The organism is Delftia sp. WSY_10 (assembly GCF_043104705.1).
GTDB lineage: Bacteria > Pseudomonadota > Gammaproteobacteria > Burkholderiales > Burkholderiaceae_C > Comamonas > Comamonas tsuruhatensis.
Window position 1 is genome coordinate 63,523 of sequence record NZ_JBICKY010000046.1, and the last position, 25,248, is coordinate 88,770.

23 protein-coding genes and 1 pseudogene are annotated in these 25,248 nt (G+C 67.5%); 13 read left to right on the forward strand and 11 right to left on the reverse strand.

Going from position 1 to position 25,248, the window contains the following annotated elements:
• Positions 1 to 75 precede the first annotated feature (75 nt).
• The 3 genes from ACF8ML_RS18725 to ACF8ML_RS18735 are packed head-to-tail and all read left to right on the forward strand — an operon-like array spanning position 76 to position 5,218.
• Entirely contained in the window at positions 76 to 2,547 is a 2,472-nt protein-coding gene (locus ACF8ML_RS18725; RefSeq protein WP_392407636.1) for a DUF3141 domain-containing protein, read from the forward strand.
• Positions 2,544 to 3,974: a bifunctional enoyl-CoA hydratase/phosphate acetyltransferase gene (locus ACF8ML_RS18730; protein ID WP_392407638.1), complete on the forward strand. Its 1,431-nt coding sequence runs from the start codon at positions 2,544 to 2,546 to the stop codon at positions 3,972 to 3,974. Before ACF8ML_RS18725 ends, ACF8ML_RS18730 begins: the two co-directional genes overlap by 4 nt.
• Positions 3,971 to 5,218 carry an acetate/propionate family kinase gene (locus tag ACF8ML_RS18735; RefSeq protein ID WP_209672814.1) on the forward strand — a complete coding sequence of 416 codons (1,248 nt, stop codon included), beginning with the start codon at positions 3,971 to 3,973 and terminating at the stop codon, positions 5,216 to 5,218. Before ACF8ML_RS18730 ends, ACF8ML_RS18735 begins: the two co-directional genes overlap by 4 nt.
• A gap of 13 nt (positions 5,219 to 5,231) precedes the next feature.
• On the opposite strand, the gene ACF8ML_RS18740 is transcribed toward ACF8ML_RS18735, so the two are convergent.
• Both ACF8ML_RS18740 and trpE read right to left on the reverse strand, forming a co-directional pair.
• Positions 5,232 to 5,582, reverse strand: a complete 351-nt coding sequence (locus tag ACF8ML_RS18740; protein WP_016449526.1) for a chorismate mutase — start codon at positions 5,580 to 5,582, stop codon at positions 5,232 to 5,234.
• Positions 5,579 to 7,078, reverse strand: a complete 1,500-nt coding sequence (gene trpE / locus ACF8ML_RS18745; protein ID WP_209672812.1) for an anthranilate synthase component I — start codon at positions 7,076 to 7,078, stop codon at positions 5,579 to 5,581. Before trpE ends, ACF8ML_RS18740 begins: the two co-directional genes overlap by 4 nt.
• Before the next feature lie 357 nt (positions 7,079 to 7,435).
• On the opposite strand from trpE, the gene ACF8ML_RS18750 reads away from it, so the two are divergent.
• Genes ACF8ML_RS18750 through ACF8ML_RS18760 form a run of 3 tightly spaced genes read left to right on the forward strand, consistent with a single transcriptional unit; the run spans position 7,436 to position 9,257 of the window.
• The gene (locus ACF8ML_RS18750; RefSeq protein ID WP_013804688.1) at positions 7,436 to 7,831 is read left to right on the forward strand and encodes a hypothetical protein; all 396 of its coding nucleotides are present in this window, start codon (positions 7,436 to 7,438) and stop codon (positions 7,829 to 7,831) included.
• The gene (locus tag ACF8ML_RS18755) at positions 7,828 to 8,277 is read left to right on the forward strand and encodes a hypothetical protein (RefSeq protein ID WP_279210939.1); all 450 of its coding nucleotides are present in this window, start codon (positions 7,828 to 7,830) and stop codon (positions 8,275 to 8,277) included. Before ACF8ML_RS18750 ends, ACF8ML_RS18755 begins: the two co-directional genes overlap by 4 nt.
• Complete coding sequence (locus ACF8ML_RS18760; protein WP_392407639.1) at positions 8,277 to 9,257, forward strand: CBASS cGAMP-activated phospholipase; 981 nt, start codon at positions 8,277 to 8,279, stop codon at positions 9,255 to 9,257. The genes ACF8ML_RS18755 and ACF8ML_RS18760 overlap by 1 nt, the downstream gene beginning before the upstream one ends.
• A gap of 48 nt (positions 9,258 to 9,305) precedes the next feature.
• On the opposite strand, the gene ACF8ML_RS18765 is transcribed toward ACF8ML_RS18760, so the two are convergent.
• Positions 9,306 to 9,620, reverse strand: a complete 315-nt coding sequence (locus tag ACF8ML_RS18765) for a hypothetical protein (RefSeq protein ID WP_016449522.1) — start codon at positions 9,618 to 9,620, stop codon at positions 9,306 to 9,308.
• Positions 9,621 to 10,477: 857 nt separating this feature from the next.
• On the opposite strand from ACF8ML_RS18765, the gene ACF8ML_RS18770 reads away from it, so the two are divergent.
• Positions 10,478 to 11,074 (forward strand): chalcone isomerase family protein, encoded by a 597-nt coding sequence (locus tag ACF8ML_RS18770; RefSeq protein WP_012202680.1) that lies wholly within the window; start codon positions 10,478 to 10,480, stop codon positions 11,072 to 11,074.
• Here ACF8ML_RS18770 and ACF8ML_RS18775 read toward each other — a convergent pair.
• The 8 genes and pseudogenes from ACF8ML_RS18775 to ACF8ML_RS18810 form a co-directional block, all read right to left on the reverse strand.
• Complete coding sequence (locus ACF8ML_RS18775) at positions 11,049 to 12,464, reverse strand: HAMP domain-containing sensor histidine kinase (protein ID WP_016450792.1); 1,416 nt, start codon at positions 12,462 to 12,464, stop codon at positions 11,049 to 11,051. The genes ACF8ML_RS18770 and ACF8ML_RS18775 overlap by 26 nt on opposite strands.
• The gene (locus tag ACF8ML_RS18780) at positions 12,433 to 13,119 is read right to left on the reverse strand and encodes a response regulator transcription factor (RefSeq protein WP_017407765.1); all 687 of its coding nucleotides are present in this window, start codon (positions 13,117 to 13,119) and stop codon (positions 12,433 to 12,435) included. Before ACF8ML_RS18780 ends, ACF8ML_RS18775 begins: the two co-directional genes overlap by 32 nt.
• Complete coding sequence (locus tag ACF8ML_RS18785; RefSeq protein WP_016453971.1) at positions 13,097 to 13,597, reverse strand: hypothetical protein; 501 nt, start codon at positions 13,595 to 13,597, stop codon at positions 13,097 to 13,099. The genes ACF8ML_RS18780 and ACF8ML_RS18785 overlap by 23 nt, the downstream gene beginning before the upstream one ends.
• Positions 13,598 to 13,767: 170 nt before the next feature.
• A complete protein-coding gene (locus tag ACF8ML_RS18790) occupies positions 13,768 to 14,508 on the reverse strand; it encodes a hypothetical protein (protein ID WP_223275310.1) in 741 nt (246 codons plus the stop codon).
• Positions 14,509 to 14,704: 196 nt separating this feature from the next.
• Entirely contained in the window at positions 14,705 to 15,643 is a 939-nt protein-coding gene (speE, locus tag ACF8ML_RS18795) for a polyamine aminopropyltransferase (RefSeq protein ID WP_392407641.1), read from the reverse strand.
• Between the two features lie 6 nt (positions 15,644 to 15,649).
• Positions 15,650 to 16,000 (reverse strand): annotated as a pseudogene (gene speD, locus ACF8ML_RS18800) (adenosylmethionine decarboxylase); the annotation flags it as partial.
• Between the two features lie 147 nt (positions 16,001 to 16,147).
• Positions 16,148 to 16,825 carry a phosphoglycolate phosphatase gene (locus ACF8ML_RS18805; RefSeq protein ID WP_209672808.1) on the reverse strand — a complete coding sequence of 226 codons (678 nt, stop codon included), beginning with the start codon at positions 16,823 to 16,825 and terminating at the stop codon, positions 16,148 to 16,150.
• 529 nt (positions 16,826 to 17,354) lie between these two features.
• Entirely contained in the window at positions 17,355 to 17,831 is a 477-nt protein-coding gene (locus tag ACF8ML_RS18810; RefSeq protein ID WP_154836245.1) for a chemotaxis protein CheW, read from the reverse strand.
• Positions 17,832 to 18,154: 323 nt separating this feature from the next.
• On the opposite strand from ACF8ML_RS18810, the gene ACF8ML_RS18815 reads away from it, so the two are divergent.
• The 6 genes from ACF8ML_RS18815 to ACF8ML_RS18840 form a co-directional block, all read left to right on the forward strand.
• Positions 18,155 to 19,852: a methyl-accepting chemotaxis protein gene (locus ACF8ML_RS18815; RefSeq protein WP_209672806.1), complete on the forward strand. Its 1,698-nt coding sequence runs from the start codon at positions 18,155 to 18,157 to the stop codon at positions 19,850 to 19,852.
• A gap of 74 nt (positions 19,853 to 19,926) precedes the next feature.
• Entirely contained in the window at positions 19,927 to 21,177 is a 1,251-nt protein-coding gene (locus ACF8ML_RS18820) for an HD-GYP domain-containing protein (RefSeq protein ID WP_046240182.1), read from the forward strand.
• A gap of 151 nt (positions 21,178 to 21,328) precedes the next feature.
• Positions 21,329 to 21,700: a response regulator transcription factor gene (locus ACF8ML_RS18825; RefSeq protein ID WP_034348076.1), complete on the forward strand. Its 372-nt coding sequence runs from the start codon at positions 21,329 to 21,331 to the stop codon at positions 21,698 to 21,700.
• Positions 21,700 to 22,464 carry an HD-GYP domain-containing protein gene (locus ACF8ML_RS18830; protein ID WP_016450587.1) on the forward strand — a complete coding sequence of 255 codons (765 nt, stop codon included), beginning with the start codon at positions 21,700 to 21,702 and terminating at the stop codon, positions 22,462 to 22,464. The genes ACF8ML_RS18825 and ACF8ML_RS18830 overlap by 1 nt, the downstream gene beginning before the upstream one ends.
• 9 nt (positions 22,465 to 22,473) lie before the next feature.
• The gene (locus tag ACF8ML_RS18835; protein ID WP_016453965.1) at positions 22,474 to 23,313 is read left to right on the forward strand and encodes an ABC transporter substrate-binding protein; all 840 of its coding nucleotides are present in this window, start codon (positions 22,474 to 22,476) and stop codon (positions 23,311 to 23,313) included.
• A 24-nt stretch (positions 23,314 to 23,337) separates the two neighbouring features.
• Positions 23,338 to 25,248 (forward strand): PAS domain S-box protein (locus tag ACF8ML_RS18840; protein ID WP_392407640.1); only part of this gene is annotated, 1,911 nt, incomplete at its 3' end.

Below are 25,248 nucleotides of genomic sequence, written 5' to 3' on the forward strand. Positions count from 1 at the left end.
CGGGGCCGTTTGGCGGCCATTCACACGCAATCTGCAAGCAGGGGGCAGGACATGCCCGTTAAAGGAGTGGGCCAGATGAACGAGCACCTCGATAGCCACGGCACCGTGGACGTGGGGGCACTGTGGGGCGATCCGCTGAAGCTGCCCCAGGCAGCTGCACAGTACGCCACCGATGCCTGGCAGCGCACGCTGCTGTATGCCGACATCCGGCGCCAGCGCGGCAACCAGTACCGCGCCCACCTGGCCGAGGAAGTGCCCAATGTGCTGAGCTTCCAGGCCGAGATCGTGATGTCGGGCCTGGAGCTGCCGCGTCCCGTCAACTACGGGCTGGCACGCATCGCGCCCATGGAGGGCACGGTCATCGACCCGGCCAAGCGCCCCTTCATCGTCGTCGATCCGCGCGCGGGCCACGGCCCGGGCATCGGCGGCTTCAAGCCCGACAGCGAGATCGGCGCCGCCCTCAAGGCCGGCCATCCCTGCTACTTCGTGGGCTTCCTGCCCGACCCCGTGCCCGGCCAGACCGTCGAGGACGTGATGCGCGCCGAGGCCCAATTCGTGCGCAAGGTCGCCGAGCTGCACCCCGAGAGCCGGGGCAAGCCCGCCGTCATCGGCAACTGCCAGGCCGGCTGGCAGATCCTCATGACGGCTGCCGTCTGGCCCGAGCTGTTCGGCCCCATCATCGTGGCCGGTGCGCCGCTGTCGTACTGGGCCGGCGACAACCCCATGCGTTACGGCGGCGGCCTCATGGGCGGCAGCTGGATGACGGCGCTGACCAGCGACCTGGGCGCGGGCCGCTTCGACGGCGCATGGCTGGTGCAGAACTTCGAGAACCTCAACCCGGCCAACACGCTGTGGGAAAAGCAGTACCAGGTCTATGCCGACGTGGACACCGAGGGGCCGCGCTACCTGGGCTTCGAGAAGTACTGGGGCGGCTATGTCTTCCTGGAAGGCCGCGAGATGCAGTACATCGTGGACAACCTGTTCATCGGCAACCGGCTGGCCACGGCCGAGCTGACGACCTCGGACGGCGTGCGCATCGACCTGCGCAACATCCGCTCGCCCATCGTGGTGTTCTGCTCGCATGGCGACAACATCACGCCGCCGGGCCAGGCCCTGGGCTGGATCACCGACCTGTACCGCGACGACGAGGACATCGCCGCCCACGACCAGACCATCGTCTTCGCCACGCATGACAGCATCGGCCACCTGGGCATCTTTGTCTCGGGCGCCGTGGGCCGCAAGGAGCACCGCGAGTTCGCGGCGCACATCGACATCATCGACCTGCTGCCCGCCGGCATCTACCGCGCCGAGATCGCCGACCGCCCGGCCGGTGTGCCGGCACAGGATCTGACCGACGACGCCTACCTGATGAAGATCCGCCGCAGCGACCTGGCCGAGGTGCGCTCCATCGTCCGGCCCGACCCCGAAAGCGAGCGCCATTTCGCCGCTGCCGCGCGCGTCTCCGAAATCAACCTGGCCCTGTACCGCAACACCGTGCAGCCCTGGGTGCAGGCGCTGTCCACGCCGCTGTCTGCGCGCTGGCTGCAGGCCATGCACCCGCTGCGCGTGGGCTATGAATGCTGGTCGGACTCGCACCCGCTGGCGCCCGTCGTGGCCCAGGCCGCCGAGCATGCGCGCGAGGACCGCCACCCCGTCGAGCCCGACAACCCCTTCCTGAAGGCGCAGCAGGCCATGTCGCAGGCCGTGGTGCATCTGCTGGACACCTACCGCGACCAGCGCGATGCCATGCAGGCGCGGCTGTTCCACGCCATCTATGGCTCGCCCCTGGTCCAGGCCCTGGCCGGCCAGAGCCGCCAGGACGATGGCCCGCCGCGCCCGCACCCCGGCGAATCGCCCGAGCACTGCCAGTACATGCGCCAGGAGCTGGCGCGGCTGCACGAAAGCGTGGCCCAGGGCGGGCTGTACGAGGCCGTCATCCGCGCCCTGTTCCACGTGCTGCGCGCACGCGGCGAGGCCGATGAACGCCACTTCCGCCACGCCTGGCGGCTGCTGCAGGACCACCTGGGCGGCGTGCCGCCCGACATGGCGCAGTTCCGCCGCATCGTGCGCCGCCAGGCCCTGCTGATGCAGCGCGAGCCCGACGCCGCCATGGCCGCCATCCCCCGGTTGCTGGCCGCCTCGCCCGCCGCCGACATCCGCTGGGGCATGACCACGGTGGACGAGCTGGCCAACCAGGGCGGCAACCTCAGCGATGCCGAGCACCAGCGCCTGCTGCAGGCCATGGGGCATTTCGTGCAGGCGCTGGAGGCCGCCGAGTCCAGGCAGGCGAAAGAGCAGGCCGAGCGGCTCCCGGCCATCGCGCCAGCCTCGGCGGCCGAGCCTGAACCCGCACCTGTGACGGTACCTTTGACGGCACCTTCGGCAGCGCCTCTGACCGCTCCTGTTGCGGCTCCTGTGGCCGCCCCTGCGGCAGCTCCTGAACCGGCCCCCGAGCCCGCACCTGTTCCCGAATCCGCGCCTGCCGCCAAGCGCCCCGCACGCGCCCAGGCCAGCCGCGCACACCCCAGCCCCCGGAAAAAGCGATGAACCTCTCCCCCGATTCCGATGCGGCCCTGCCGCCCGAAGACCTGGCCCTGATGCGCAACCACAGCTTTGACGAGCTGGACGTGGGCGACAGCGCCAGCCTGGAACGCACGCTGAGCACCCAGGACCTGCGCCTCTTTGCCGCCCTGTCGGGCGCGGCCGTGGCCGACGGCGCCGGCGCCGACGATGACGACACGGCCCTGATCGCCCACGGCATGTGGGGCGGCATGCTGCTGGCCTCGGTGCTGGGCACGCGCCTGCCCGGCCCCGGCACCACCCTGGTCGGCCAGACGCTGCGCTTTCTGGCGCCGCTGGCCGCAGGCGACCGGCTGACCGTGCGCGTGGAGGTGCTGGGCAAGCAGGCCGAGCAGCGCCAGGTCACGCTGGCCGTGGCCTGCACCAACCAGCATGGCGCCGCCGTGATCGAGGGCCAGGCCACCGTGCATGCGCCGGCGCGCCACATCGAGCGCCAGCGCACCAGCCTGCCCGAGATCCGCCTGGAAGCCGGCGGACGCGACGGCCTGCAGCGCCTTCTGGCCCATGTGGCCGGCCTGCCGCCCATCCGCGTGGCCGTGGTCCATCCCTGCGACGAGCCCAGCCTCTCGGCCGCGCTGGACGCGCGCCGCGAAGGCCTGATCGACCCCGTTCTGGTGGCCCCGCGCGCGCGGCTGGAGGCCGTGGCGGCCGAGCACGGGCTGGACCTGGGCGGCCTGCGCATCGAGGACGTGCCGCACAGCCACGCCGCCGCCACGCGCGGCGCCGAGCTGGCCGCCTGCGGCGAGGTCGAGGCCATCATGAAAGGCAGCCTGCACACGGACGAACTCATGGCCGAGGTGGTGGCCGCCGCCGCCGGCCTGCGCACCAAGCGCCGCGTCAGCCACTGCTTCGTGCTGCAGACGCCGCACTACCCGCGCCCCTTCATCGTCACCGATGCGGCCATCAACCTCGCGCCCGACCTGCAGCAAAAGGCCGACATCGTGCGCAATGCCATCGCCCTGGCCCATGCCATCGGCGTGCCCGAGCCCAAGGTCGCCATCCTGGCCGCCGTGGAGACCGTGAGCCCGCACATGCCGGCCACGCTGGACGCCGCCGCGCTGTGCAAGATGGCCGACCGGGGCCAGATCGCAGGCGGCGTGCTCGACGGGCCGCTGGCCTTCGACAACGCCGTGTCCATGGCCGCCGCGCGCACCAAGGGCATCGATTCGCCCGTGGCGGGCCAGGCCGACATCCTGGTCGTGCCCGACCTGGAAAGCGGCAACATGCTGGCCAAGCAGCTCATGTACATGGGCGAGGCGGCCAGCGCCGGCATCGTCATGGGCGCCAAGGTGCCCGTGATCCTGACCAGCCGCGCCGACAGCCGCGCCTCGCGCATCGCCTCCTGCGCCATCGCCCTGCTGCTGGCCCACCGCTACCGGAACTCGCCGCCATGATCCCTGCCCACACCGCATCCTCCCCCGCCCGCGAACTGGTCGTTGTGCTCAACTGCGGCTCGTCCAGCATCAAGTTCGCCGTCTTCGACGGTGCCCAGCGCCCGCTGCCGCGCAAGCCGCTGTGGAACGGCAAGGTCCAGGGCATAGGCGGGCCCGCGCCCGACTTCGGCGAGAGCGGCGTGCCGCCCTTTGCCATCACCCTGGACACAGCCCACCCCTACCGCGCCGCGCTGCAGCTGATCCGCGAGCGCATCACCGCGCGCCTGGCGCAGCTGGACGGCGCCCGCGTGGCCGCCATCGCCCACCGCGTGGTGCACGGCGGCAGCCGCTACTTCGAGCCCGTGCGCGTCGATGCCGGCGTGCTGGCCGACCTCAAGGCCTTCATCCCGCTGGCGCCGCTGCACCAGCCCTTTGCGCTGGAGGCCATGGACATCCTGCTGCGCGAGCGGCCCGAACTGGTGCAGGTGGCCTGCTTCGACACCGCCTTCCACCACACGCTGCCCAAGGTCGAGCAACTGCTGCCCCTGCCGCATGCGGCCTGGGAACGCGGGCTGCGCCGCTACGGCTTCCACGGCCTGTCCTACGAATACATGGCCACCGCCCTGCCCGAGCGCCATGGCGACCTGGCGCTCGGGCGCACCCTGGTGGCCCACCTGGGCAGCGGCGCCAGCCTGTGCGCCATGCGGGGCCTGCAAAGCGTGGCGACCACCATGGGCTTCTCTGCGCTGGACGGCCTGATGATGGGCACACGCACCGGCGCGCTGGACCCCGGCGCCGTGATCTACCTGATGGAAATCGAAAAGCTCAGCCTGCAGGAAGTGGGCCGCATCCTGTACCACGAGTCCGGCCTGCTGGGCGTCTCGGGCACCTCGTCCGAGCCGCGCGTGCTGCTGCCGCTGGAATCAGGCGCCGATGCCCGGGCCGAGCGTGCCCGCGACGCGCTGGCTCTTTACGTGCGGCGCATCGTGCGCGAGATCGGCGCCCTGGTCGCCGTGCTGGGCGGCCTGGACCTGCTGGTGTTCACCGCAGGCGTGGGCGAGCACAGCGCCGAGATACGGCGGCGCGTGTGCGAGGGCCTGGGCTTTCTGGGCCTGCGGCTGGACGCCGAGGCCAATGCGCGCGATGCGGCCGTGATCTCGGCCACCGGCAGCGCCGTCACCGTGGGCGTGGAGCCCACCAACGAGGAATGGGTGGCGGCGCGCCATGCGCTGCGCTGGCTGCCGGGCAACGCGATCCCCGCATGAGTGTGAACAGGCCCTAGGAACGATCGTCCTGCGCACCGCCTTCGCGCAGCCGCGCGAACTCGCGGTGCTCGTAGGCAATGCATTCCTCCATGAGGTGGCGGTACACCGCCTCCATCATGTCGGGCTGGCCGCCCTCGGCGGCCGTGCGCTCGCGCACGCGGCGCACGATGGCCTCGATGCGGCCCTCGTCGCGCACCTGGGCCGCATCGGCCTTGATGCGCGCGGCCTGCTGCATGTAGCCCATGCGCGTGACCAGCAGCGGCACCAGCACATCGTCCAGCGCATCCACATTGCGGCGCACATCCAGCATGTCGGTGCAGTGCTGCACCAGGTCGATGGCCTGCTTGGCGCGGTCCGTGCTCATTCCAGTCCTTCCTCCACCAGCTCGGCCGCGCGCATCAGTGCGCGCGCCTTGTGCTCGGTCTCTTTCCATTCCATCTCGGGCACGGAATCGGCCACCACGCCGGCGGCGGCCTGCACATAGAGCGTGCCGTCCTTGATCACGCCCGTGCGGATGGCAATGGCCAGGTCCATGTCGCCCGCAAAGCTCAGGTAGCCGCAGGCGCCGCCGTAGATGCCGCGCTTGGTCGGCTCCAGCTGGTCGATGATCTCCATGGCATGCACCTTGGGCGCGCCCGTCAGCGTGCCGGCCGGGAAGGTGGCCTTGAACACATCCATGTTGTCCATGCCGTCGCGCAGAATGCCCTCCACGTTGCTGACGATGTGCATCACGTGGCTGTAGCGCTCCACGGCAAAGGCCTCGGTCACCTTCACGCTGCCCGTCTTGGCGATGCGGCCGATGTCGTTGCGCGCCAGGTCGATCAGCATCACATGCTCGGCGCGTTCCTTGGGGTCGGCCACCAGCTCCTTTTCGGTGGCCTTGTCGGCCTCGGGCGTGGCGCCGCGCGGGCGCGTGCCGGCCAGCGGGCGGATGGTGACCTTCTGGCCCTCGCCCGTGTTCTCCTGGCGCACCAGGATCTCGGGGCTGGCGCCCACCACATGGAAATCGCCCAGGTGGTAGTAGTACATGTAGGGGCTGGGATTGAGCGATCGCAGCGCGCGGTACAGGCTCAAGGGGCTGGCCGTGAAGCGCTTGTGGATGCGCTGGCCCACCTGCACCTGCATGAAGTCGCCCGCGGCGATCAGCTCCTTGGCCTTCTCCACGGCCGCCAGGTAGTCTTCCTTGGCAAAGCTGCGCTGGGCCGGATGGCTCTCGCCGGCCTTGATCTGCGGCGCGCTGACCGAGTAGCGCAGCAAATCCTTCAGCTGCCGCAGCCGCTTCTTGGCGCGCGTATAGGCCTCGCTCTCGCCGGGGTTGGCATAGACGATCAGGTACAGCTTGCCCGACAGGTTGTCGATCACCGCCACCTCCTCGCACTGCAGCAGCAGGATGTCGGGGCAGTTGAGCGTATCGGGCGGGCAGGAATCTTCCAGCTTCTTCTCGATGTAGCGCACGGCGTCGTAGCCGAAGTAGCCGGCCAGCCCGCCGCAAAAACGCGGCAGCCCCGGGCGCAGCGCCACCTTGAAGCGCTTTTGGTAGGCAGCGATGAAGTCCAGCGGATTGCCCTTGGCCGTCTCCACCACCTGGCCATCGGTCACCACCTCGGTGCATGCCGCATCGCCGAAGCCGCTGGCGCGCAGCAGCGTGCGTGCAGGCAGGCCGATGAAGCTGTAGCGCCCGAAGCGCTCGCCGCCCACCACGGACTCCAGCAAAAAACTGTGCTTGCCGTCACCGCCCGCATGGGCCAGCTTGAGGTAGAGGGACAGGGGGGTTTCGAGGTCCGCAAACGCCTCGACCATCAGAGGGATGCGGTTGTAGCCCTGCGCAGCAAGGCTCTTGAATTCGAGTTCGGTGATCACGGGGGAAGGCTCCGGATTGCGTGGCGCTGGCAGACCTGATGTGGGTGCGGGCTGCGCATGGATTGCGCCGATTCATTCGATTGGCCCGTAGGGCCTCGGGTGCACGCCGGGTCGCGCCCCGGGTGCTTCAGCTGTTCAGTTGGACAGGCTTGCGCCAGGGCCAGGCTCCCCGGTCTCCACAACCTGCAATGAACATGCGATGAATGAACATAGCGGGCAAGTGTAGCGCAGACGCGGCTGGGTACAAGTGCGGGCCGGCCCCTTGCGGGGGCGCCGCAGGGGCCTGCCATGGCCACAATTGACACCCTGGTCAGCCTGACCAACAATGGCAGCACAACCTGACCAGAAAGGTCGACCATGCCGTCCCATTTCTCCGCCCGCACCGACGCTGCCTTGCCCGAGGGCGAACGCGACCCGCTGAACCGCGCCCTGCGGGACCTGAGCCACCAGGTCGGATCGGCCATGCCGCGCAACACCACGCCCATGCCGATCTCGGTCTTCAAGGCGCAGTACGGCGCGGTGCTCAAACAGGCCGATCACGACGGGGTGGCCCTCATCTCCCAGGGCCGCAAGCGCTACGTGATCGTCAGCGAGGAGCACATGGTGGCCCTGTCCGCCAACGAACGCGCCCCCCGCACGGTGGCCGACATCTGCCGGTCCCTGCCGCTGCCGCGCCAAGCCGTGGATCTGTCCGCTGCGCAGATGTCCGGGGCGCGCGGCGATATCGACGTACCCGCCCGACGCGCGCCATGAGCCGCTACCTGCTGGGTCCCCGCTGCCTGCTGTGGATGGCGAACCAGGAGCCCGCAACCCTGGAGTGGTTCTCCACCATCCGGCCGCTGGACTGCATCGTCAGCGACCTGTCCATGGCCATCGCCAAGGCGGCCGTGGCCGAGGCATTCCACGACCTGCGTGACCGCAACGAGTGGTTCTCCCTGCTCGATGCGCTGTATGCCAACCTGCGGGCCGAAGGCGCCTCCATGCTGACCAGCGTGGACAACAAGGTGCTGGAGCGCTTCATCGAATGGCGCAACGTTGCGCCGCTGGACAGCCAGGGCCCGCAGGGCACGGCGCCCCTGGCGCAGGACCTGCGGCTGCTCATCGCCACGGCCGACCTGCTCAAGGTCTGCTACACCGAGCCCGCCAACCTCTACCTGACGCAGGCCGCCGCCCGTGGCGTTGCCGTGCACGCGCTGTGATGGACTTCGACGTACCGCCCCTGTCCAGCGCGGTGCGCCAGGGCCTGCGCCGGCGCCGGGTCGTCCTGAGCCTGTCGGGCGGCGGCTATCGCGGCCTCTTCAGCGCCCATGTGCTGGAACGCATCCACCGCGAATTCGGCAACGGCGACCTGCTGGAGAAAGTGGACCTGTTCGCCGGCACCTCCATCGGCGCCATCATCGCCACCGCCCTGGCCAGCGGCTGCCAGCCCGCGCGCATCAAGCAACTGCTGCTGGACCACGGCCCCGCCATCTTTCCCTCCAAATGGCTGCCCGGCCTGCGCCAGGCCATGGGCAAGGCGCTCTATGACAGCGCCCCGCTGCGCGCAGCGATCAAGGAGGCCATGCCGCAAGCGGAGCAGTCCGCCCTGGGGCAACTGCAGGTGCCGCTGCTGCTGCCCGCCGTGAACTGGAATTCATCGCAGCTGCACGTGCTGACCAGCGGCGCCCTGCCCGACAGGGACCGGCTGGGCCTGACGCTGATGGACGCCATGCTGGCCTCATCGGCCGCCCCCACCTACTTTCCCGCGCACGCCGCAGCAGGCCATGTCTTCGTGGACGGCGGACTCGCCGCCAACGCGCCCGACCTGCTGGCCCTGCAGGCCGCCCGCCAGCTGTGGGGGCCGGCCGCCGACATCGTGATGATCAGCGTAGGCACCGCCAACCCCCAGCAGGGCCAGGACCCCGTGGCCATGCCCCGGCGCGGGCTGACCCTGGTCAAGCCCCTGCTGGACCTGGTCATGGCCGCCCAGGAGGTCCAGGCCGTCAAGGCGGCCCGCCAGGAACTGGGCACCAGCAGCTACCTGCGCCTGAACTTCACGCAGCCCCCAGCCCAGCAAAAGCGCCTGGGCCTGGACATCGCCAACGCCGACAGCACCCGTCTGCTGCAGGCCCTGGGCGACGAATGCATCGCCGCCCTCACGGAGCAGGAAAAGACGCTGCTGAAGAACGTCCTGGGCTGAAACGCCAGGCCAAGCGAAGCGAAGGCCCGACAGGGCTTGCAAAGAGAATCAGCGCTCAAACGCCGCCGAAGCCGCAGCCATCCGCCGCAGATACGCCGGATCCTCCTGCAGGCAATGCACGTAGCTCACCTCGTCCTCCACCAGCTCCTCCATCCGCTGCGCAGCCCCGCAAATGGCCTGCAGCGCATTGGCCACCACCTCCAGATTGCGATGGCCCTCGGGCCGCTCCAGCCAGGCCAGCGCCAGTTGGCCCAGCGAGTACACCTCGCTGCTGCCTTGCAGCGTCAGCCGGCCGATCTCGGTCACGGCATGGCTCAACTGCTGCGGCGTGGGCTGGGTCAGGGTTGGGGAAGCGGTACTCATGGCGCAACCCCTCCCACGGCAGACGCGCCAGCGTGGGGCGCTTGATGGGTGGAGGGGAAGGCAGAAAAAGAAGTGCCGTACATGACGTACATGATTTACTCCTCAGCGAGACGGGAACCACCCGTCTGTGTTCTTACGCACAAACAGGTGGACGGGATGTTAAGAACACGTGCTGAGCCGTGCGGACGCCCTTGCGGGTAGCCCCATCCCGCCCGTAACCGCAGGGACGTGGGCATGCACCCACGATCCGACAATTCAGACGTGACAAGGCCTCCTTAACGGCGAGGCCGCACCGCTCAACAGTCAAGTGTTCTTACGCACCAGCCCCTGAACAGGGGGCCGCCGCAATGATAGAGGCTTTCAAGACGGCAAGCGCCCCGAAGCCCCAGGCCGAGCGCAGCGAAGGCCCGGGCAAACTCCCCGTATGTCAGCGCCTGCGCCGTGGTGGTTGCGGGGTTGCAGTCCTGCCGAAGGACAGGACTGCTTCGTCATCTGACTCGCCGTGATTGTTTGAACGTAGCGCGCAGCGCGAAGTGAGTTTCATGGCGAACCCCGCAACCGCCACGGCGCAGGTTGCCCCGCAGCGAAGCGAAGGGGTCGCGGACATCCGGGCGCTTTTCTTTGCTCACTTTCTTGTAGCGAGACAAGAAAGTGAGTCGGCCGCCGGGCCGAAACCCGGCCTCGAAAAGAAACGCCCCGACAGGGGCTTGCAAACAGAATCAGCGCGGAAACGCCGCCAAAGCAGCGCCATCCATCGGCCAGCGAAAACCCTGTTGCCACCCCCACCCGATCCCCACAACATGTCGCCCGGACGTAACAAACCGCAACCGGGCCACAGCCCCCGCGCAGGAGACACCATGACCGCCTTGCCCCGCTGGATGAAGACAGCCGCCCTGGCCATGGCGCTGGCGATGCCGCTGGCCGCCACTGCCCAGGAGCCGCCGCGCACCGTCGCGGGCGTGGCCTATCCCGCCCAGGCGGGGGTGGGCGGCCAGACGCTGCAGCTCAATGGCGCGGGCATTCGCTACAAGGCCATCTTCAAGGTCTACACGGCGGGCCTGTACCTGGAAAAGCCGGCCGCCAGCCTGCAGGAGATCGCGGCCCTGCCCGGCCCCAAGCGCGTGAGCGTGACCATGCTGCGCGAGATCGATTCGGCCGAGTTGGGCAAGCTGTTCGCGCGCGGCATCGAGGACAACATGGAGCGCGCCCGCTTCTCCCGCCTGGTGCCCGGCGTGCTGCGCATGAGCGACATCTTCACGCAGCACAAGAAGCTGCTGCCGGGCGAGAACTTCTCGGTGGACTGGGTGCCGGGCCAGGGCGCCCAGGTCTTCGTCAAGGGCCAGGCCCAGGGCGCGCCCTTCCAGGAGCCCGAGTTCTTCCAGGCGCTGCTGGGCATCTGGCTGGGCCCGCACCCGGCCGACGAGCAACTCAAGAAGGCATTGCTGGGCGGTTGAACGGCTGCGCGGGCTCCTGCACGGGCCCGGCAAAGCGCGCCTGGATCTCCAGCCCCGTGGCACCGGGCAGGGCCGTGAGCGTCCAGCCGTGGGCGCGCGCAATCTCCAGGCAGATGGGCAGGCCCAGGCCTGCGCCCAGGTCGCGCCGCTCGCTGCTGCGCCAAAAGCGCTCGAAGATGCGCGGCAGGTCCTCGGGCGGCACGCCACGGCCCTGGTCCAGCACCGAAAAGCCCAGGCCGCAGGCCTTCACGGTGACGGTGGCGCCCTGCGGGCTGTGCTGCACGGCGTTCTCGATCAGGTTCTTGAGCAGCACGAACAGCGCGCCCCGGTCGGCACGCCAGGCAGGCGAGCCGTCCTTGACCTCGCAGTGGATGTGCACGCCGCATTTTTCCGAAGCGCGTGCCATGAAGTCGCAGACCTCGCCAATGATGTCGGCCGGCGCAATGTCTTCCATGCGGTAGCGCTGGTGTTCGCAAACCTCGGCCAGGTGCAGCAGCTGCTGGACCTGGCGCGCCATGTGGTCCACGTCCTTGAGCAGCTCGGGGCTGCGCCGGTCCTCGGGCTCCAGCTCGATCTGCACGCGCATCAGGGCCAGCGGCGTCTTGAGCTCATGCGCGGCCATGGACAGGAATTCCTGCTGGTTCCTGAAGCCGGCCTGCAGCCGGTCCAGCACGTGGTTGAAGGCCTCGACCAGGGGCGCGAACTCGCGCGGCAGGTCCTTGGGCTGCAGGCGCGTGCCCAGCGTCTGCGGGGTGATGCGCTGCGCATCCTGCGCGGCCACGCCCAGCGGCCTGAGCATGCGCTGCAGCGTGCGGTGCGTGGAGAACAGGAACACGACCAGGAAAACCACGCCGATGGCCACCATGCCGCGCCACAGCGCGGGCAGGCCCACCGATTCGCGCAGCCAGTCCACCATGCGGTCGCTGACGGCTATCTGCACGTGCCACGTCGTGCCGTCGTGGACCAGCGTGGCCGTGCCCGCGCGCATGACCACGCCGCCGCGCTCGTAGGCAAAGGCCTTGAGCTCGGGGTCGAAGCCCCGGCCGGTCTGCGTCAGCGGCTGCATTTCGCCGTTGGGGGCGAAGACCACGCGGCCGCGGGCGTCGGTGATGCGCAGCTGCATTTCCTCGCCCAGGCTGGTCAGCATCCAGGCCTTGAGTTCACGCTCGCTGAAACCCTGGGGCACGCCCTTGGCATCGAAGCTCACCCACTCGGCCAGCTTCTCGGCCGCATGCCCCATGCCGCGCTGCAGCGCATAGCTGTCGAAAGGCTTGGCGACGAGGATCACCAGCGCGCCCACCAGCAGCGCGCTGAACACCATGCTCAACCCATAGACGGCCAGCAGCCGCGAGCGCAGGCTACCGGGCCAGCAAAGGTTCGCGAAGCGCATAGCCCTGACCCCGGATGTTGACGATTTCCATGCACGAGCCGGCCGCGGCCAGCTTGCGGCGCAGCCGGTGCAGGGCCACATCGAGGGCGTTGGGCGTGACCACGCTGCTCATGCCCCAGGCCGCCGCCTCCAGCGTGGAGCGGCGCACCGTGGCGCCGGCCTTGCGCACCAGGCTGAGCATGATCTGCAGCTCCGCCGGCGGCAGCGCGATGGCCGAGCCCGCGCAGTGCATGCAGGCCTGCTGCGGGTTGATGCTGATGTCGCCCAGCTGCGGCGCCAGCTCCTGCACCAGGGCCGGGCGGCGCAGCAGGGCGCGCACGCGGGCAATCAGTTCTTCCATGGGAAAGGGCTTGGTCAGGTAGTCGTCGGCACCGGCCTCCAGGCCGCCCACGCGGTCGCTGAGCGCGTCACGGGCCGTGAGCATCAGGCAGGGCGTGGAGCGGCCCGCGGCGCGCAGGCGCTGCACCAGTTGCAGGCCGTCGCCGTCGGGCAGGCCGCGGTCGATGACGATGACGCCGTAGTCGATGTCCTGCAGGGCCAGCCAGGCCGTGGAGATCTGGTGGAAGACATCGGTCTCTATGCCGGAGTTGGCCAGCGAGCGGCTGACCAGCGTGGCCAGCCTGGCATGGTCCTCAATTAATGCGATGCGATTCATGGTTTCCGTCGTTGCCGCACAGGGACAGCAGATGCTCCCTGATCCCGGTGATGCGCTGGGGCGCCATGGGCTCGACCAGCACATGGATGACCCACAGGTCCTCGACCATGGCGCGGCATTGCAGGGCAATGTCCTCGGGCACTAGATCGTCGGCGCAGGCCGCGTCCACGAAATCAAACCATATGTTCTGGAATCTTGCGCGGGTCAGCAACTGTGCGGCCGTCTTCTGGCCGCGCTGGCGGGACAGGGCATGGTCGCAGACGCAGCGGATATAGGCGCGCAGGTGGCGTGCGGGGCCTGGCGGCTCCTCGGCCAGCGCCTGCAGCAGGTCCTCGCGGAACTTGAGGATAAGCAACTCGAAGATCGTCTCCAGCCGCACGGCACGGTGCTGGCTGCATTCTTGGAAGCGCGAACCCAGGGAATACGCCTGGCCCGCCGCCTGGATACCTATCACGTCCTGGTAGATGGAGGCTTGCATTGCGATGGCACGTTCTGTCGTTTCAGGCTCCGTCGGTCCGCCGCGAGAGCGGCAAACCTTCGGGGAAAACGGCCATGCTCCCCGATTGCGTCTTACTGGCGACTTACCGGCCCCTGAATCTGCCCCATTACACCGGGAATATGCAGGCGGCCGGTTTGATCAATATTGGCTCAAATATCTTCCTGCCAGCCAGCAACATACCTGACCAGCGCCCACTGTGCCAGCCACAGTGCCATATATCCAAATGTCTCCACCAGCTCCTCCAGCACGATCACCTGATAATCAAACCATTGCTGCAGGACAATGAAACCATGACCTTCCGCATTGGTGGATATCACCATGGCCGCGACAAATGTCGCCAGGCTGAATATCGGCAGCGCCTTCTCGCGCACCAGGCGCTTGATGACCTTGTTCCAGACACCGTGGCGCACAAACCAATAGCAGCACAGCAGCAGCATGGCGCCCACCACCCATTTGACGGCGGGCCGGTACCACAGCACCTGGGAGCTGATCACCGGCCCCCACTTGCCAGCCTCCAGGCTGGGCAGGAAAGCTGCGCCCCAGGCCAGTTCACGCCCCAGAAAAGCCAGCCAGAACAGGGAGGCTATCCACCACAGTGGCGCTGCAAAGGAGCCTTTTTGCCGCCGCGCCGCAACCAGGGCCGCCACCATGCCCAGCAGCAGGGTCACGGCCTGGATATTCTCCAGGAATCCATTTTCCCAGCTCAGGCTTTGCGGCAATACAAAGCTCAGGGGAAAGCTCAATACCAGCCCTGCCAACAAAGCCCAATTCCAAAGCCGCAGCAAGGAATCATCATGGTATTTGGACGCGGATATTCTTGTTTTTGAAAGGGAAGCAGTCATTTTGATACAGGGCGTCTGGCGCTTTATCTGTTGATATGGTTTTTGCAAGCACGCAATATCCCGGAAATACTTACCAGGAAGCCGGAAAAATGGCGGGCGCACGGGCCTTCCCGCCGTTTTTCATTACAGCAGACTTGCCACCAGATTGCAGCACTGTGTCAAATTTGCCCTGCCGGGCGGGCAGTTGCCACCGCAGCCCGGCCAGGGCGGGCCGGGCTCGGCCCGTTGCCAGAACGGGCTGGGCTCAGGCGACGCGGACCGCGCGCGGGGGCAGCGCCGCCAGGGGCGCGGGCTGCACCAGGTCGCGGTAATAGTTGGGCAGCGCGAACAGTGCGGGGTGCACTTCGGCGTTGTAGTAGCGCAGGTCGGGCAGGCGGCGCTCGGCCAGGCGCTGGCGCAGCTGGGCGGGGGGCAGCGCCGCCGCATCCAGCGTGTCGGAGGCCACGGCCAGGCCCCAGTAGGCGCCGTACAGGGGGATGTACAGGCCGTAGCAGCGCACGATGGCAAAGCGCTCGCGCAGGCTGGCCACCAGCCGCGCCACCTGCTCGCCATGGAAGACGGGGCTGCCCAGGTGCAGCACCAGGGCGCCGCCCGGCGCCAGCACGCGCTTCATGCGCGCCAGGGCCTGGTCGGAGTACAGCGCGCTAGCAGGCGTGTCGGGGTCGGTGAGGTCCATGAGGGCGAGGTCGAAACGCTCCTCGGTGCGCTCCACCATGGCCATGCCGTCGCCTATGCGCAGCTGCAGGCGCGGGTCATCGAACACGCCGCGGTGCACCTGCTGCAGGTGCGTGCGCGCGGCCTGGACCACAGCCTCGTCCAGCTCGGCCACCACCACCTGCTCCATGGACGGGTGCTTGAGCAGTTCCTCGGCTGCGCCGCCATCGCCGCCGCCCAGGATCAGCGCCTTGCGCGGCGCCTGGTGGGCCAGGGCAGCGGGGTGGACCAGGGCCTCGTGGTAGAAGAATTCCTCGCCTTCGGAGGTCATGAAGCGGCCATCCAGTCGCAGCACCTTGCCGAACTGCGGCGTGTGCAGCAGCTCCAGCTCCTGATGGCGCGTCTGCACGGTTTCGCGCCGCGTGGCGCGCCAGCCAAAGCGCGCATGGGGCGTGAGCGCCTCCAGCGCCCAATCGCCCTCATCGGCCGCCGCCGTGGCCTGGGCGCCGGGACCGATGTCGCCGCGCATCAGATGCTGGCGCACCACGCGGCCCGGCGCGTAGGCGGCGATCACGCCCTCCATCAGCGCGCGGGCCTTGCCCGAGTTGTCGGCGGAGAAGTTGCAGACGTAGACATCGACGGTGACGCAGCCGGTCTCGGGCCAGGTGTGTATGGCCAGGTGCGATTCGGCCAGCAGCACGGTGCCGGTGACGCCGCCGGGCTGCCCCTGGTAATCAGGGAACTTGACCCAGCGGTCCTCCACCAGGGTCAGGCCGGCCTGCGCGGTCTGTGCGCGGCACAGGGCGGCGATGGCATCGGCGTCGAGCATATGGCGCTCGTCGCCCTGGCATTGGTAGAGATCGGCGGTCAGGTGCAGTCCGTGCATGTCGCGTGCTTCCTCCTTGTCTGTGGCCGGATCGCGGCCAGGATGGCAAAGCAGACGACTCTAGCAAAAACATAAATCGCACCGTCAAAGTGCGTTAACCATCGCCAAATCCCATTCTTTTTCCAACAATTTTGGAGGCTGCGCGGCTCAGGCCAGTTCGGTCAGCGCATCGACGAAGCCATCGGCATCGACCTGGCGCACGGGCTGGCCGTGGTTGTAGCCGTAGCTCACCAGCACCACGGGGCAGCCCGCGGCGCGCGCGGCCTGGGCGTCGTTGCTGGAGTCGCCCAGCATCAATGTGCGTGCCGGGGAGGTGCCCAGGGCCTCGCAGGTCTTGAGCAGGGGCAGGGGGTCGGGCTTCTTGCGCTCGAAGGAATCGCCGCCGAAGACCTGCTCGAACAGCGGTGCCAGGCCTTTTTGCTCCAGCAGCGGCCGGGCGAAGGACAGCGGCTTGTTGGTCAGGCAGGCCAGCCGCAGGCCGCGTGCGCGCAATGCCTGCAGGCCTTCGAGCACGCCCGGGTAGACATCGGCGAACTGGCCGTTGAGCTGCAGGTAATGGTGCTCGTAGCGTGTCCAGGCCTGGTCATAGGCGGCGTCCACGTCGGCCGCGCCCACATGGGCCAGCACCGATCGGATCAGGTGCTCCGAGCCCTTGCCCACCATGTTCTCTATGGCCTGCGGGGCGATGGCCGGCAGTTGCAGGTCCGCCAGCATGCGGTTGAGGGCTTCGGCGAAGTCGCCCAGGGTGTTGACCATGGTGCCGTCGAGATCGACGATGGCGGCGTCCAGCTGCTGTGGGTTCAACGGAATGAAGTTTGAAATCATGAAATGGGGGTGTCGAAAGCCGGGGGCTGCCTGCGCAGGAACAGCGTTGAAAATATCAGAACTTGCGCGGGCCCTGGGACTTGGGCCTTGCGTCCCCTGGCAGCCCCTGCATGGCCGTGGCCCCGTATCCCGGTGTGCCGCGATGCGGTCCGACGAGCGCCAGGGCCGCACGCAAGGGGGAGGTTGATCAGAACGACACCCAGTCGTCCTGCTCCTGCGCTTGCTTATGCACGGGCTGCACGGCGCGGGCAGCCTGGCGTGCGGGGAGTGCCGCTGTCGCGGGTGCCGGCTTGCGCGCCCGCACCGTCGGTTGCGGGAGCGGCGGGGTTGAGGAAAGCTGCGCCGCATGGCCTCCCAGCTGGAAGATCGACACGGCCTGCACCAGCTGCTGTGCCTGGAGCTCGGTCGGCCAGGCCTTGACGTCGGTGTGTGCTGAGGTGAGAGCGCCTTTCTCCGCCTCCAGGTCTGCGGGCGATATGAAAATTTGCGGTGTACGAGCGGAAGACCGGGGCGTGCCGGAGCACATGGCTCAGCTAGCAGCGCAGTCCGGCAGGGCTGCCGTGGCCGTCGCCAGGAGCTTGTCGGCATCGATCAGCAGCAGCGAGCGCTCATTGAGCACGCCCATGGCCAGCAGGCAGTCATTGACGAGGCCCCCGCCCATGGCGGGCACGGCGCGCAGGTCCTGCGGCATGAGCGTCACCACGTCGGTGACCCCCTCCACCACCATGCCCGTCACTCCGCCAGGCAGGCGCAGCATGATGGTCACGGTGCAGGCGTCATATGGCTTGGGCGCAAGCCCCAGCCTGAGCCGCAGATCGATGACGGGAATGACCTCCCCGCGCAGTTCCAGCACGCCGTTGAAGTAGGCGGGGCCATTGGCAATGCGCATGGGCGACTCGTAGGACCGGATCTCCTGCACTTGCAGCAGGTCGATGCCGAACTCCTCATCGTCCACAAGGAAGGAAAGCCATTGCCTGGCGGTGTCGGTTGTCAGTGTAGGTGGCATCTTCATCACTCCAATCAAATTTATTTGATGAATTTGATAAAAATTTAACAGAGAGAAAAGAGCAGCACAACTGGTTGTTACATTTGTGTTGTGCTCAGTCTTTGGTGCGAGCGATGAGTGCAAGATTTCTCGTGTAGCCGGTGGCTACTCCCGATAGATTGTCACTATGAGTAAAGAGGAGCCGACTGTTCCACCAAGCGAGGCTTTGGATGAAGAGCGGGGTGAAGCGATAAATATGCTTCCGTAAGCCAAATTTAAGCTTGCCAAATGATCATTTGAATCAGATTGATCAAATTCTCTTCACCTACTCTTAGGAGACACGCATGTTCCTTCGACTTCTTTCCATTCGCACACGGCTCATTGCTGCCTTCACACTGCTTCTGCTGCTGCTGAGTACGGTTGCGGCCATCGGCTCACTGCAGATCGCCCGGGTCCAGTTCAATGCCAACGACCTGGGCACCAACTGGCTGCCTGCCACTAATGCGCTGGCCTCGATCCGGGCCACGGCCAATGAAGCCCGCCGCGCCACCCTTCGCCATGTGATTGAGGAGTCTGTAACTGGCAAGCAGGCTCAGGAAGAGGCGCTGGCGAAGGCCGAGAAAGCTCTTGCGTCGGAGTTCTCCACCTACGAAAAGCTCATTTCCTCCCCGGAGGAAAAGAAGCTGTACGACAAGATGCGCGTAATTTGGGACGCCGTCGTACTGGAGGATAGGAAGGTACAGGAGCTGTCCAAGGCCGGGGCTGAGCAGTCTGCTCAGGCGCGTGACAAAGCCACAGGATCTGCGACCCAGGCCTTCACAGAGTTCATGGATGTCGTTGGCCAGGACATCGCGCTGAACCAGGAGGGCGGGCGCAAGGCCACCGAGCAGGCCGAGAAGGACTACCACCTGGCGCTGTACCTGCTCGGCGGGCTGGCCACGCTGGCGGTGTCCCTGGGCGCCGTGCTGGCCTGGGCCATCACGCGCTCGATCACCGAGCCCCTGCACATGGCGGTCTCGGTGGCGGACACCGTGGCGCGGGGCGACCTCACGGCCAGCATCGTGGTGCAGGGCCGGGATGAGCCCGCCCGGCTGCTGGGCGCGATGCGCGACATGAACGGCAAGCTTCGCGAGATCATGGCAAGCATTCGCCTCAGCAGCGACAGCATTGCGACGGGGTCGAGCGAGATCGCCTCCGGCAGCCTGGACCTGAGCCAGCGCACCGAGCAGCAGGCCAGCAACCTCGAGGAGACGGCCGCATCGATGGAGGAGCTCACGGCCACGGTGCGCACGAATGCGGACACGGCCCAGCAGGCCAGCAAGGTGGCTTCGGCCGCGTCGGCCTCGGCTGCCGAGGGAGGCCAGTCCGTGGCCCTGGTGGTGCATACCATGCAGGACATCTCGCAGGCCTCGCGCAAGATCGCCGAGATCACGAACGTCATCGACGCCATTGCCTTCCAGACCAATATCCTGGCGCTCAACGCTGCCGTGGAGGCCGCGCGGGCCGGCGAACAGGGCCGGGGCTTCGCGGTGGTCGCCAGCGAGGTGCGCGCGCTGGCCCAGCGCTCGGGCACGGCGGCCCGCGAGATCAAGGAGCTGATCGGTGCCAACCTGGAAAAGGTCGAGCAAGGCACCCAGGTGGCGACCCGGGCTGGCGAGCAGATGGGCCGCATCGTGGAGCAGGTGCGCAGCGTGGACACCATGATCGGCGAGATCTCCAGCGCATCGGCCGAGCAGGCGGTAGGCATCCGGCAGGTCGGCGAGGCGGTGAGCCAGCTGGACCAGATGACGCAGCAGAACGCGGCGCTGGTCGAGCAAAGCTCGGCCGCTGCGGGCAGCCTGGAGCAGCAGGCCGCTTCTCTGGCGCAGATCGTCTCCACATTCAGGATGCACCCCGAGCATGGGGCAAGCCACCCCGCCGCGCCGCGTGCCGCCAACGTCCAGGCCATGGGGCCCAGGCAAGCGCTGCCGGCCATTCAGGCACGCGTATCGCCGGCCCGTGCGCAACCGCAGGTCAAGGAGGAGGAATGGGCGGCCTTCTGACCTGGATCCGTACAGAAGCAAGGAAATGGCGGCAAGATGACGTATCCATGTGAACCGTTGCGGGGCCCTTGTTCATGATCAAGCGCATCAGTGTGCGGCAGCTGCGGCTGGGCATGTTTCTGGAGAGCTTTTGCGGCAGCTGGATGGAGCATCCGTTCTGGCGCAGCCGCTTCAGGCTGGAAGACCCTGCCGACCTGGCGAGGATCCTGCACGCCCCCATCCAGGAAGTGTGGATCGATACCGCCAAGGGCCTGGATGTCGCGCAAGACGAGCCGTCTTGCTCGCGCGAGCAGGTGGACACCGTGATCGACGCCCAACTGTCCGAGATCTCGCAACTGGCCGAGTTGGAGTGCGAGCTGCGGCCCGTTGCCTTCGATGAGGAGGTGAAGCGGGCCGCCCGGATCTGCCGCCAGTCCAGGCAGGCGATCACCGCCATGTTCCGCGAGGCGCGCATGGGCAGGGAGATCAACCAGGACGAGGCCCGCTCCGTGGTCGCCGAGATGTCCGAGTCGATCATCCGCAACCCGTGCGCCTTGGTCAGCATCGCCCGGCTCAAGAGCAGCGACGACTACACCTACATGCACTCGGTGGCGGTCTGCGCCTTGATGATCGTGCTGGCACGCCAGCTCGACCTGCCACCGCAGCAGGTGCGCCAGGCGGGCTATGCGGGGCTGCTGCACGATATTGGAAAGATGGCGATCCCCGCCCCCATCCTGAACAAGCCGGGGCGCCTGACCGACAGGGAGTTTGCCGAGGTCCGCGAGCATCCGGCGCGAGGCCTGGAGCTGCTCCTGGCCGGCGGCGTCGATGATCCGGTGGTGCTGGACGTCTGCCTTCACCATCATGAGAAGGTGGATGGCACAGGCTACCCCCACGGGCTGCGCGGCGAGGACATCAGCCTGTTCGCGAAGATGGGCGCGGTCTGCGATGTCTACGACGCCATCACCTCGGACCGCCCCTACAAGCGTGGCTGGGACCCTGCCGAGGCGGTGCACAAGATGGCCGAATGGAGCGCCGGGCACTTCGACAAGACCGTATTCCAGGCCTTCGTCAAAAGCATAGGCATCTACCCGGTGGGCTCTTTGGTGCGGCTGACAACGGGCAGGCTGGGGGTGGTCGTGGACCCTGGCCGCCAGTCCCTGACCTGTCCGCAGGTCAAGGTGTTCTATTCCACGGCCAGCGGCATGCGGATGGCACCGGAGACCGTTGACCTGGCCCGGCCCGGGTGCCAGGAGAAGATAGCCAGTCGGGAAGACCCCGCGAAATGGGGCTTCACCGACCTCGATGCCCTGTGGAAAGACCCGGCCTGGGAACGGGCCACATAAAGACGGGGCTGCCGGCTCCCGCACAGGGGCAAAAGACCTGTTCCCGGCCTGGCAACAGATTTGATAGATAAATTCAATAAAATTTGATTGAATTGATATTTATGATTCACATGCCAGCCCACACCTTTGTTGCGGCATGAAAGATCTCCCCATGCAAAAGATACTGATCGCCGAGGACCATGCCGACATCCGCAAGCTGCTGCGCATGACACTGGAATTCAGCGACTTTGACGTCATAGAGGCTTGCGATGGCGACGAGGCCTGGGCGATGGCCGAGAGGCTCAGGCCCGACATCGTCCTGCTCGACATCATGATGCCGGGCACGCTCGACGGCCTGGAGGTGTGCAGCCGCATCAAGCGCTCCTACGAGCTGCTGCATACGCAGGTCATCCTGCTGACGGCCCGGGGCAGCGCCGAGGACCGCAAGGCGGGCCTGCAGGCCGGAGCCGACGAATACCTGGTCAAGCCCTTCAGCACCCTGAAGCTGCTGGAGACGATCGAAAAGCTCGAGAGGATCGACTGATGGCCCAGTACCAGACCGCCTCCCCCCGGGAGCCATCGCGACGTTTCGATCCTGCGGCCGTGGAGCAGATGGAGCAGCTCATCCAGGACTTCGGCCGCATGTACCGCGAGCGCAACGATCTGCTCAAGGAAGTGACACGCGCCCACCACGAGACCCTGCTGCGCCTGGCCATGGCCGCCGAGTTCAAGGACGACGACACCGGCTCGCACATCATCCGCATCGGCTACCTGTCGGAGGCCTTGGCCCTGCGCCTGGGCTGCCGCATCGAATTCGCCAGCCTGCTGCGCAAGGCGGCCCCGATGCATGACATCGGCAAGGTCGGCATTCCGGACACCATCCTCAAGAAGCAGGGCCCGCTGGATGCGCAGGAGCGCCTGGTCATGAACCGGCATGCCGAGATCGGCGCGCATCTGCTGGGCCAGTCGCGCATCCCGGTGTTCCAGATGGCGGCCGAAATCGCCGCCAGCCACCACGAACGCTTCGACGGCAAGGGCTACCCGCAGGGATTGGCAGGCGAGGACATCCCGCTGTCGGCGCGCATCACCTCCATCGTCGATATCTTCGACGCGCTCACCATGGACCGGGTGTACCGGCCGGCGTTCGGGCGAGCACGGGCCCTGGAGATGATCGCGGCGGAACGGGGCAAGGCCCTGGATCCCGGCATCGTCGACGCGTTCATGGACAACATCGAAGAGCTGGATGCGCTGCGCCTGGCGCTGACCCGGCAGTCCCCGTCCTTCACCGATCTGATCGACACACCCTGAAAGCCCGCCATGCATCCATCATCGACATGTTTCGGCGCACCGTCCCCAAGGCGCGTGCTGGCCCGCCTGGCAGCCGTTGCCGGATTGCTGCTGTGTCTGGTGCCATGGTCCGGCTCTGCCGCAGCTGGCGAGGTGCTGGAGCGGATTGCATCCACGGGCGCCCTGCGTGTGTGCATATGGCCCGACTACTACGGCATCACCTTCCGCGACCCGCGCACGGGCCGGCTGACGGGCGTGGATGCAGAGCTGTCGGCGGAGCTGGCCAGGGAGCTGGGCGTACGGCTGCAGTATGTGGATTCCTCCTTTCCCAGGCTGATACCTGACCTGCTGGAGTCGCGCTGCGATGTCGCCATGTTCGCCGTGGGCATACTCCCCCAGCGGCAAAAGCAGCTGCGCTTCACGCAGCCCTATCTGAGCAGCGACATCTACGGCGTCACCACCAAGAGCAATCAGGCCGTGCAGTCCTGGGCGGACATCGACCAGCCCGGCGTGCAGGTCGCCGTGCAGCGCGGCACCTTCATGGAGCCCGTGATGCGCGAGACGCTCAAGCATGCGCAGATCGTGTCCATCGAGCCGCCCCAGACCCGCGAGAAGGAGCTCATGGCAGGGCGCGTGGATGTGTTCATGACCGACTACCCCTACAGCCGCCGGCTGCTCGACAGCTCCGACTGGGCCCGGTTGATCGCACCGCCCAAGCCGTTCCACGTGCTTCCCTACGGCTATGCAACCAGTCCTGCCGACGCCCAGTGGCTGGCGCGCCTGGACCAGTTCGTCTCCGACATCCGGCGAGACGGCCGCCTGGCCCGGGCAGCGCGCAACCACGGGCTGAGCGCCATCGTCGCGCCTTGAACCCTCCGATGGAGCGCCTTCATCATGTCTGGCCGAGCCGGCACGCATCATTTTCTGGGGGCCAGGCGCAGCGCCCACCTCAAGGCATTGGTGCTGACCTTTGCCCTGTGCGTGCTTGCCGGGCTGGTGCTGTTCGTCTGGAGCCAGCTGCATGCCGAGGCCGAGCAGAGCAAGGCCCAGGCGGCGTTGCTGGCCCGTGTGCTGCAGGATCAGACGAACAAGACCTTCGAGACCGGCGAGGTCGCCCTGGCCAGCCTGGCCAACAACCCGGTCATCCTGTCCGCCGACAGCCCCGGCGCAGCGCGCGAGGCGGCCTTGGCGCAAGTGGTCGGCCAGTTGCCGGTTCTGCGCAGCATGGCGCTGCTCGATGGCAAAGGACGCATCCTGGCGAGCACGCAAGCGGGCGAGGCCGGCCTGCAGATCGAGCTGCACAAGCTGCTGCCTGACAAGGCATCGGCTCCGGTCCCGGGCAAGGTCCAGCTGGGACGCCTGGTCACCGGCCGCAGCCTCTCCTCCCTGGCAGCGGCCCCGCATGCGACACCGCATGCGACACCGCGGGGCGTCCGCTACCTGCCCCAGATCCTCGCATTCAAGCGCGACAACGGCGCACCGGCCGTGCTGGTGGCCCTGATCAATCCCGATGCCGTGGCCAACTTCTACCAATCCACGCTGGAGTCCCTCAGCTACGAGGCCATGCTGCTGAGCTACGACGGCCAGACGCTGGCCAGCACGAATGCGGGCACCGGCGTGCAGGCGACCGCCGTGCTGCAGACACCGCTGTTCCGGCAATGGCTGCCGCACAGCGAATTCGGCTCCTACGTGGGCGCCGGCATGCTCGGCTCCCATGAGGTCGTGTCCTTTCGCACCGTGCGCAACTGGCCTCTGCTGCTGGTGGTGGAGGAGCCCTACTCGGAGGTGGTCGCGCGCTGGCGCGACAAGGCATTCGCCTTCTTCGTTGCCGGCCTTGCGCTTCTTGCCCTGGTGCTGGGCCTGAGCGGGTCGGTGCTCAAGACCCGCAGGGTCCAGAAGTCGTCCCAGCAGTCCATGGAAAAGGCCCAGGCGCGCCTGGCTCGCAGCGAGCATGAGATGGCCGTGCTCATGCGCAGCGTGCAGGAGCTGATCTTTCGCACCGACATCCAGGGCCGGCTGACCTTCGTGAACGCACGCTGGGAGCAATGGACCGGGCAGCCCAGCGTCGAGGCGCTGGGGCAGCCGCTGGAAGGCATCGCGCGCGAAGCCTGCAGGCCGCAGATCCATGCCCTGCTCGACCCCCAGGCCAAGCTGGCCCTGCGCAACTGCCAGGCCATGTTCCAGCTGCCGAGCCACCGGGAAATACTCTGCGACATCGCCGTCGTCCCCCTGCTGCGCGACGGCCGGCTCGTGGGCTTCGCGGGCAGCGCCGTGGACGTGACGGCCCGCTGGAAGGCACAGCAGGAGCTGCAGACCCAGCTGGCCTTCCAGCACCTGCTGTTCGAGACCACGCCCCTGCCCATGCTGGTCACCGACGCGGACCACCGCGTGGTACTGGTCAACAAGGCCTGGGAGGACTTCTTCGGCCGCGGCCGCTATGCCGTGCTCGGTCACGAGATCAAGGGCCTGCACTCGCGCGACGATGCCCTGCTGCAGATACGCAGCAACCAGGTCGTGATGCGCTCGGGCCAGCGCATGGTGCTGGAGGCCCGGCTGCCCCACATGGACGGCAGCTACCGCGACGTGCAGATCTCCAAGGCGGCGGTCAAGGATGCCCAGGGGCAGACCACCGGCGTGCTCAGCATCTTTGTGGATGTGAGCGAATTCCGCGCGGCCGAGCATGCCACGCGCGAGGCCCGCGACGCGGCCGAGGAGGCCTTCCGCGTGAAGTCGGAATTCGTCGCCAACATGAGCCATGAGCTGCGCACCCCGCTGCAGTCCATCATGGGCTTTGCCGAGCTGGGC

Excerpts from the sequence above, each read along its gene's own strand:
- ACF8ML_RS18725 (WP_392407636.1), top strand. The coding sequence starts at position 76 with ATGAACGAGCACCTCGATAGCCACGGCACCGTGGACGTGGGGGCACTG.
- ACF8ML_RS18730 (WP_392407638.1), top strand. The coding sequence starts at position 2,544 with ATGAACCTCTCCCCCGATTCCGATGCGGCCCTGCCGCCCGAAGACCTG.
- ACF8ML_RS18735 (WP_209672814.1), top strand. The coding sequence starts at position 3,971 with ATGATCCCTGCCCACACCGCATCCTCCCCCGCCCGCGAACTGGTCGTT.
- ACF8ML_RS18740 (WP_016449526.1), bottom strand. The coding sequence starts at position 5,582 with ATGAGCACGGACCGCGCCAAGCAGGCCATCGACCTGGTGCAGCACTGC.
- ACF8ML_RS18750 (WP_013804688.1), top strand. The coding sequence starts at position 7,436 with ATGCCGTCCCATTTCTCCGCCCGCACCGACGCTGCCTTGCCCGAGGGC.
- ACF8ML_RS18755 (WP_279210939.1), top strand. The coding sequence starts at position 7,828 with ATGAGCCGCTACCTGCTGGGTCCCCGCTGCCTGCTGTGGATGGCGAAC.
- ACF8ML_RS18760 (WP_392407639.1), top strand. The coding sequence starts at position 8,277 with ATGGACTTCGACGTACCGCCCCTGTCCAGCGCGGTGCGCCAGGGCCTG.
- ACF8ML_RS18765 (WP_016449522.1), bottom strand. The coding sequence starts at position 9,620 with ATGAGTACCGCTTCCCCAACCCTGACCCAGCCCACGCCGCAGCAGTTG.
- ACF8ML_RS18770 (WP_012202680.1), top strand. The coding sequence starts at position 10,478 with ATGACCGCCTTGCCCCGCTGGATGAAGACAGCCGCCCTGGCCATGGCG.
- ACF8ML_RS18775 (WP_016450792.1), bottom strand. The coding sequence starts at position 12,464 with ATGCGCTTCGCGAACCTTTGCTGGCCCGGTAGCCTGCGCTCGCGGCTG.
- ACF8ML_RS18780 (WP_017407765.1), bottom strand. The coding sequence starts at position 13,119 with ATGAATCGCATCGCATTAATTGAGGACCATGCCAGGCTGGCCACGCTG.
- ACF8ML_RS18785 (WP_016453971.1), bottom strand. The coding sequence starts at position 13,597 with ATGCAAGCCTCCATCTACCAGGACGTGATAGGTATCCAGGCGGCGGGC.
- speE (WP_392407641.1), bottom strand. The coding sequence starts at position 15,643 with ATGCGCGGCGACATCGGTCCCGGCGCCCAGGCCACGGCGGCGGCCGAT.
- ACF8ML_RS18805 (WP_209672808.1), bottom strand. The coding sequence starts at position 16,825 with ATGATTTCAAACTTCATTCCGTTGAACCCACAGCAGCTGGACGCCGCC.
- ACF8ML_RS18810 (WP_154836245.1), bottom strand. The coding sequence starts at position 17,831 with ATGCCACCTACACTGACAACCGACACCGCCAGGCAATGGCTTTCCTTC.
- ACF8ML_RS18815 (WP_209672806.1), top strand. The coding sequence starts at position 18,155 with ATGTTCCTTCGACTTCTTTCCATTCGCACACGGCTCATTGCTGCCTTC.
- ACF8ML_RS18820 (WP_046240182.1), top strand. The coding sequence starts at position 19,927 with ATGATCAAGCGCATCAGTGTGCGGCAGCTGCGGCTGGGCATGTTTCTG.
- ACF8ML_RS18825 (WP_034348076.1), top strand. The coding sequence starts at position 21,329 with ATGCAAAAGATACTGATCGCCGAGGACCATGCCGACATCCGCAAGCTG.
- ACF8ML_RS18830 (WP_016450587.1), top strand. The coding sequence starts at position 21,700 with ATGGCCCAGTACCAGACCGCCTCCCCCCGGGAGCCATCGCGACGTTTC.
- ACF8ML_RS18835 (WP_016453965.1), top strand. The coding sequence starts at position 22,474 with ATGCATCCATCATCGACATGTTTCGGCGCACCGTCCCCAAGGCGCGTG.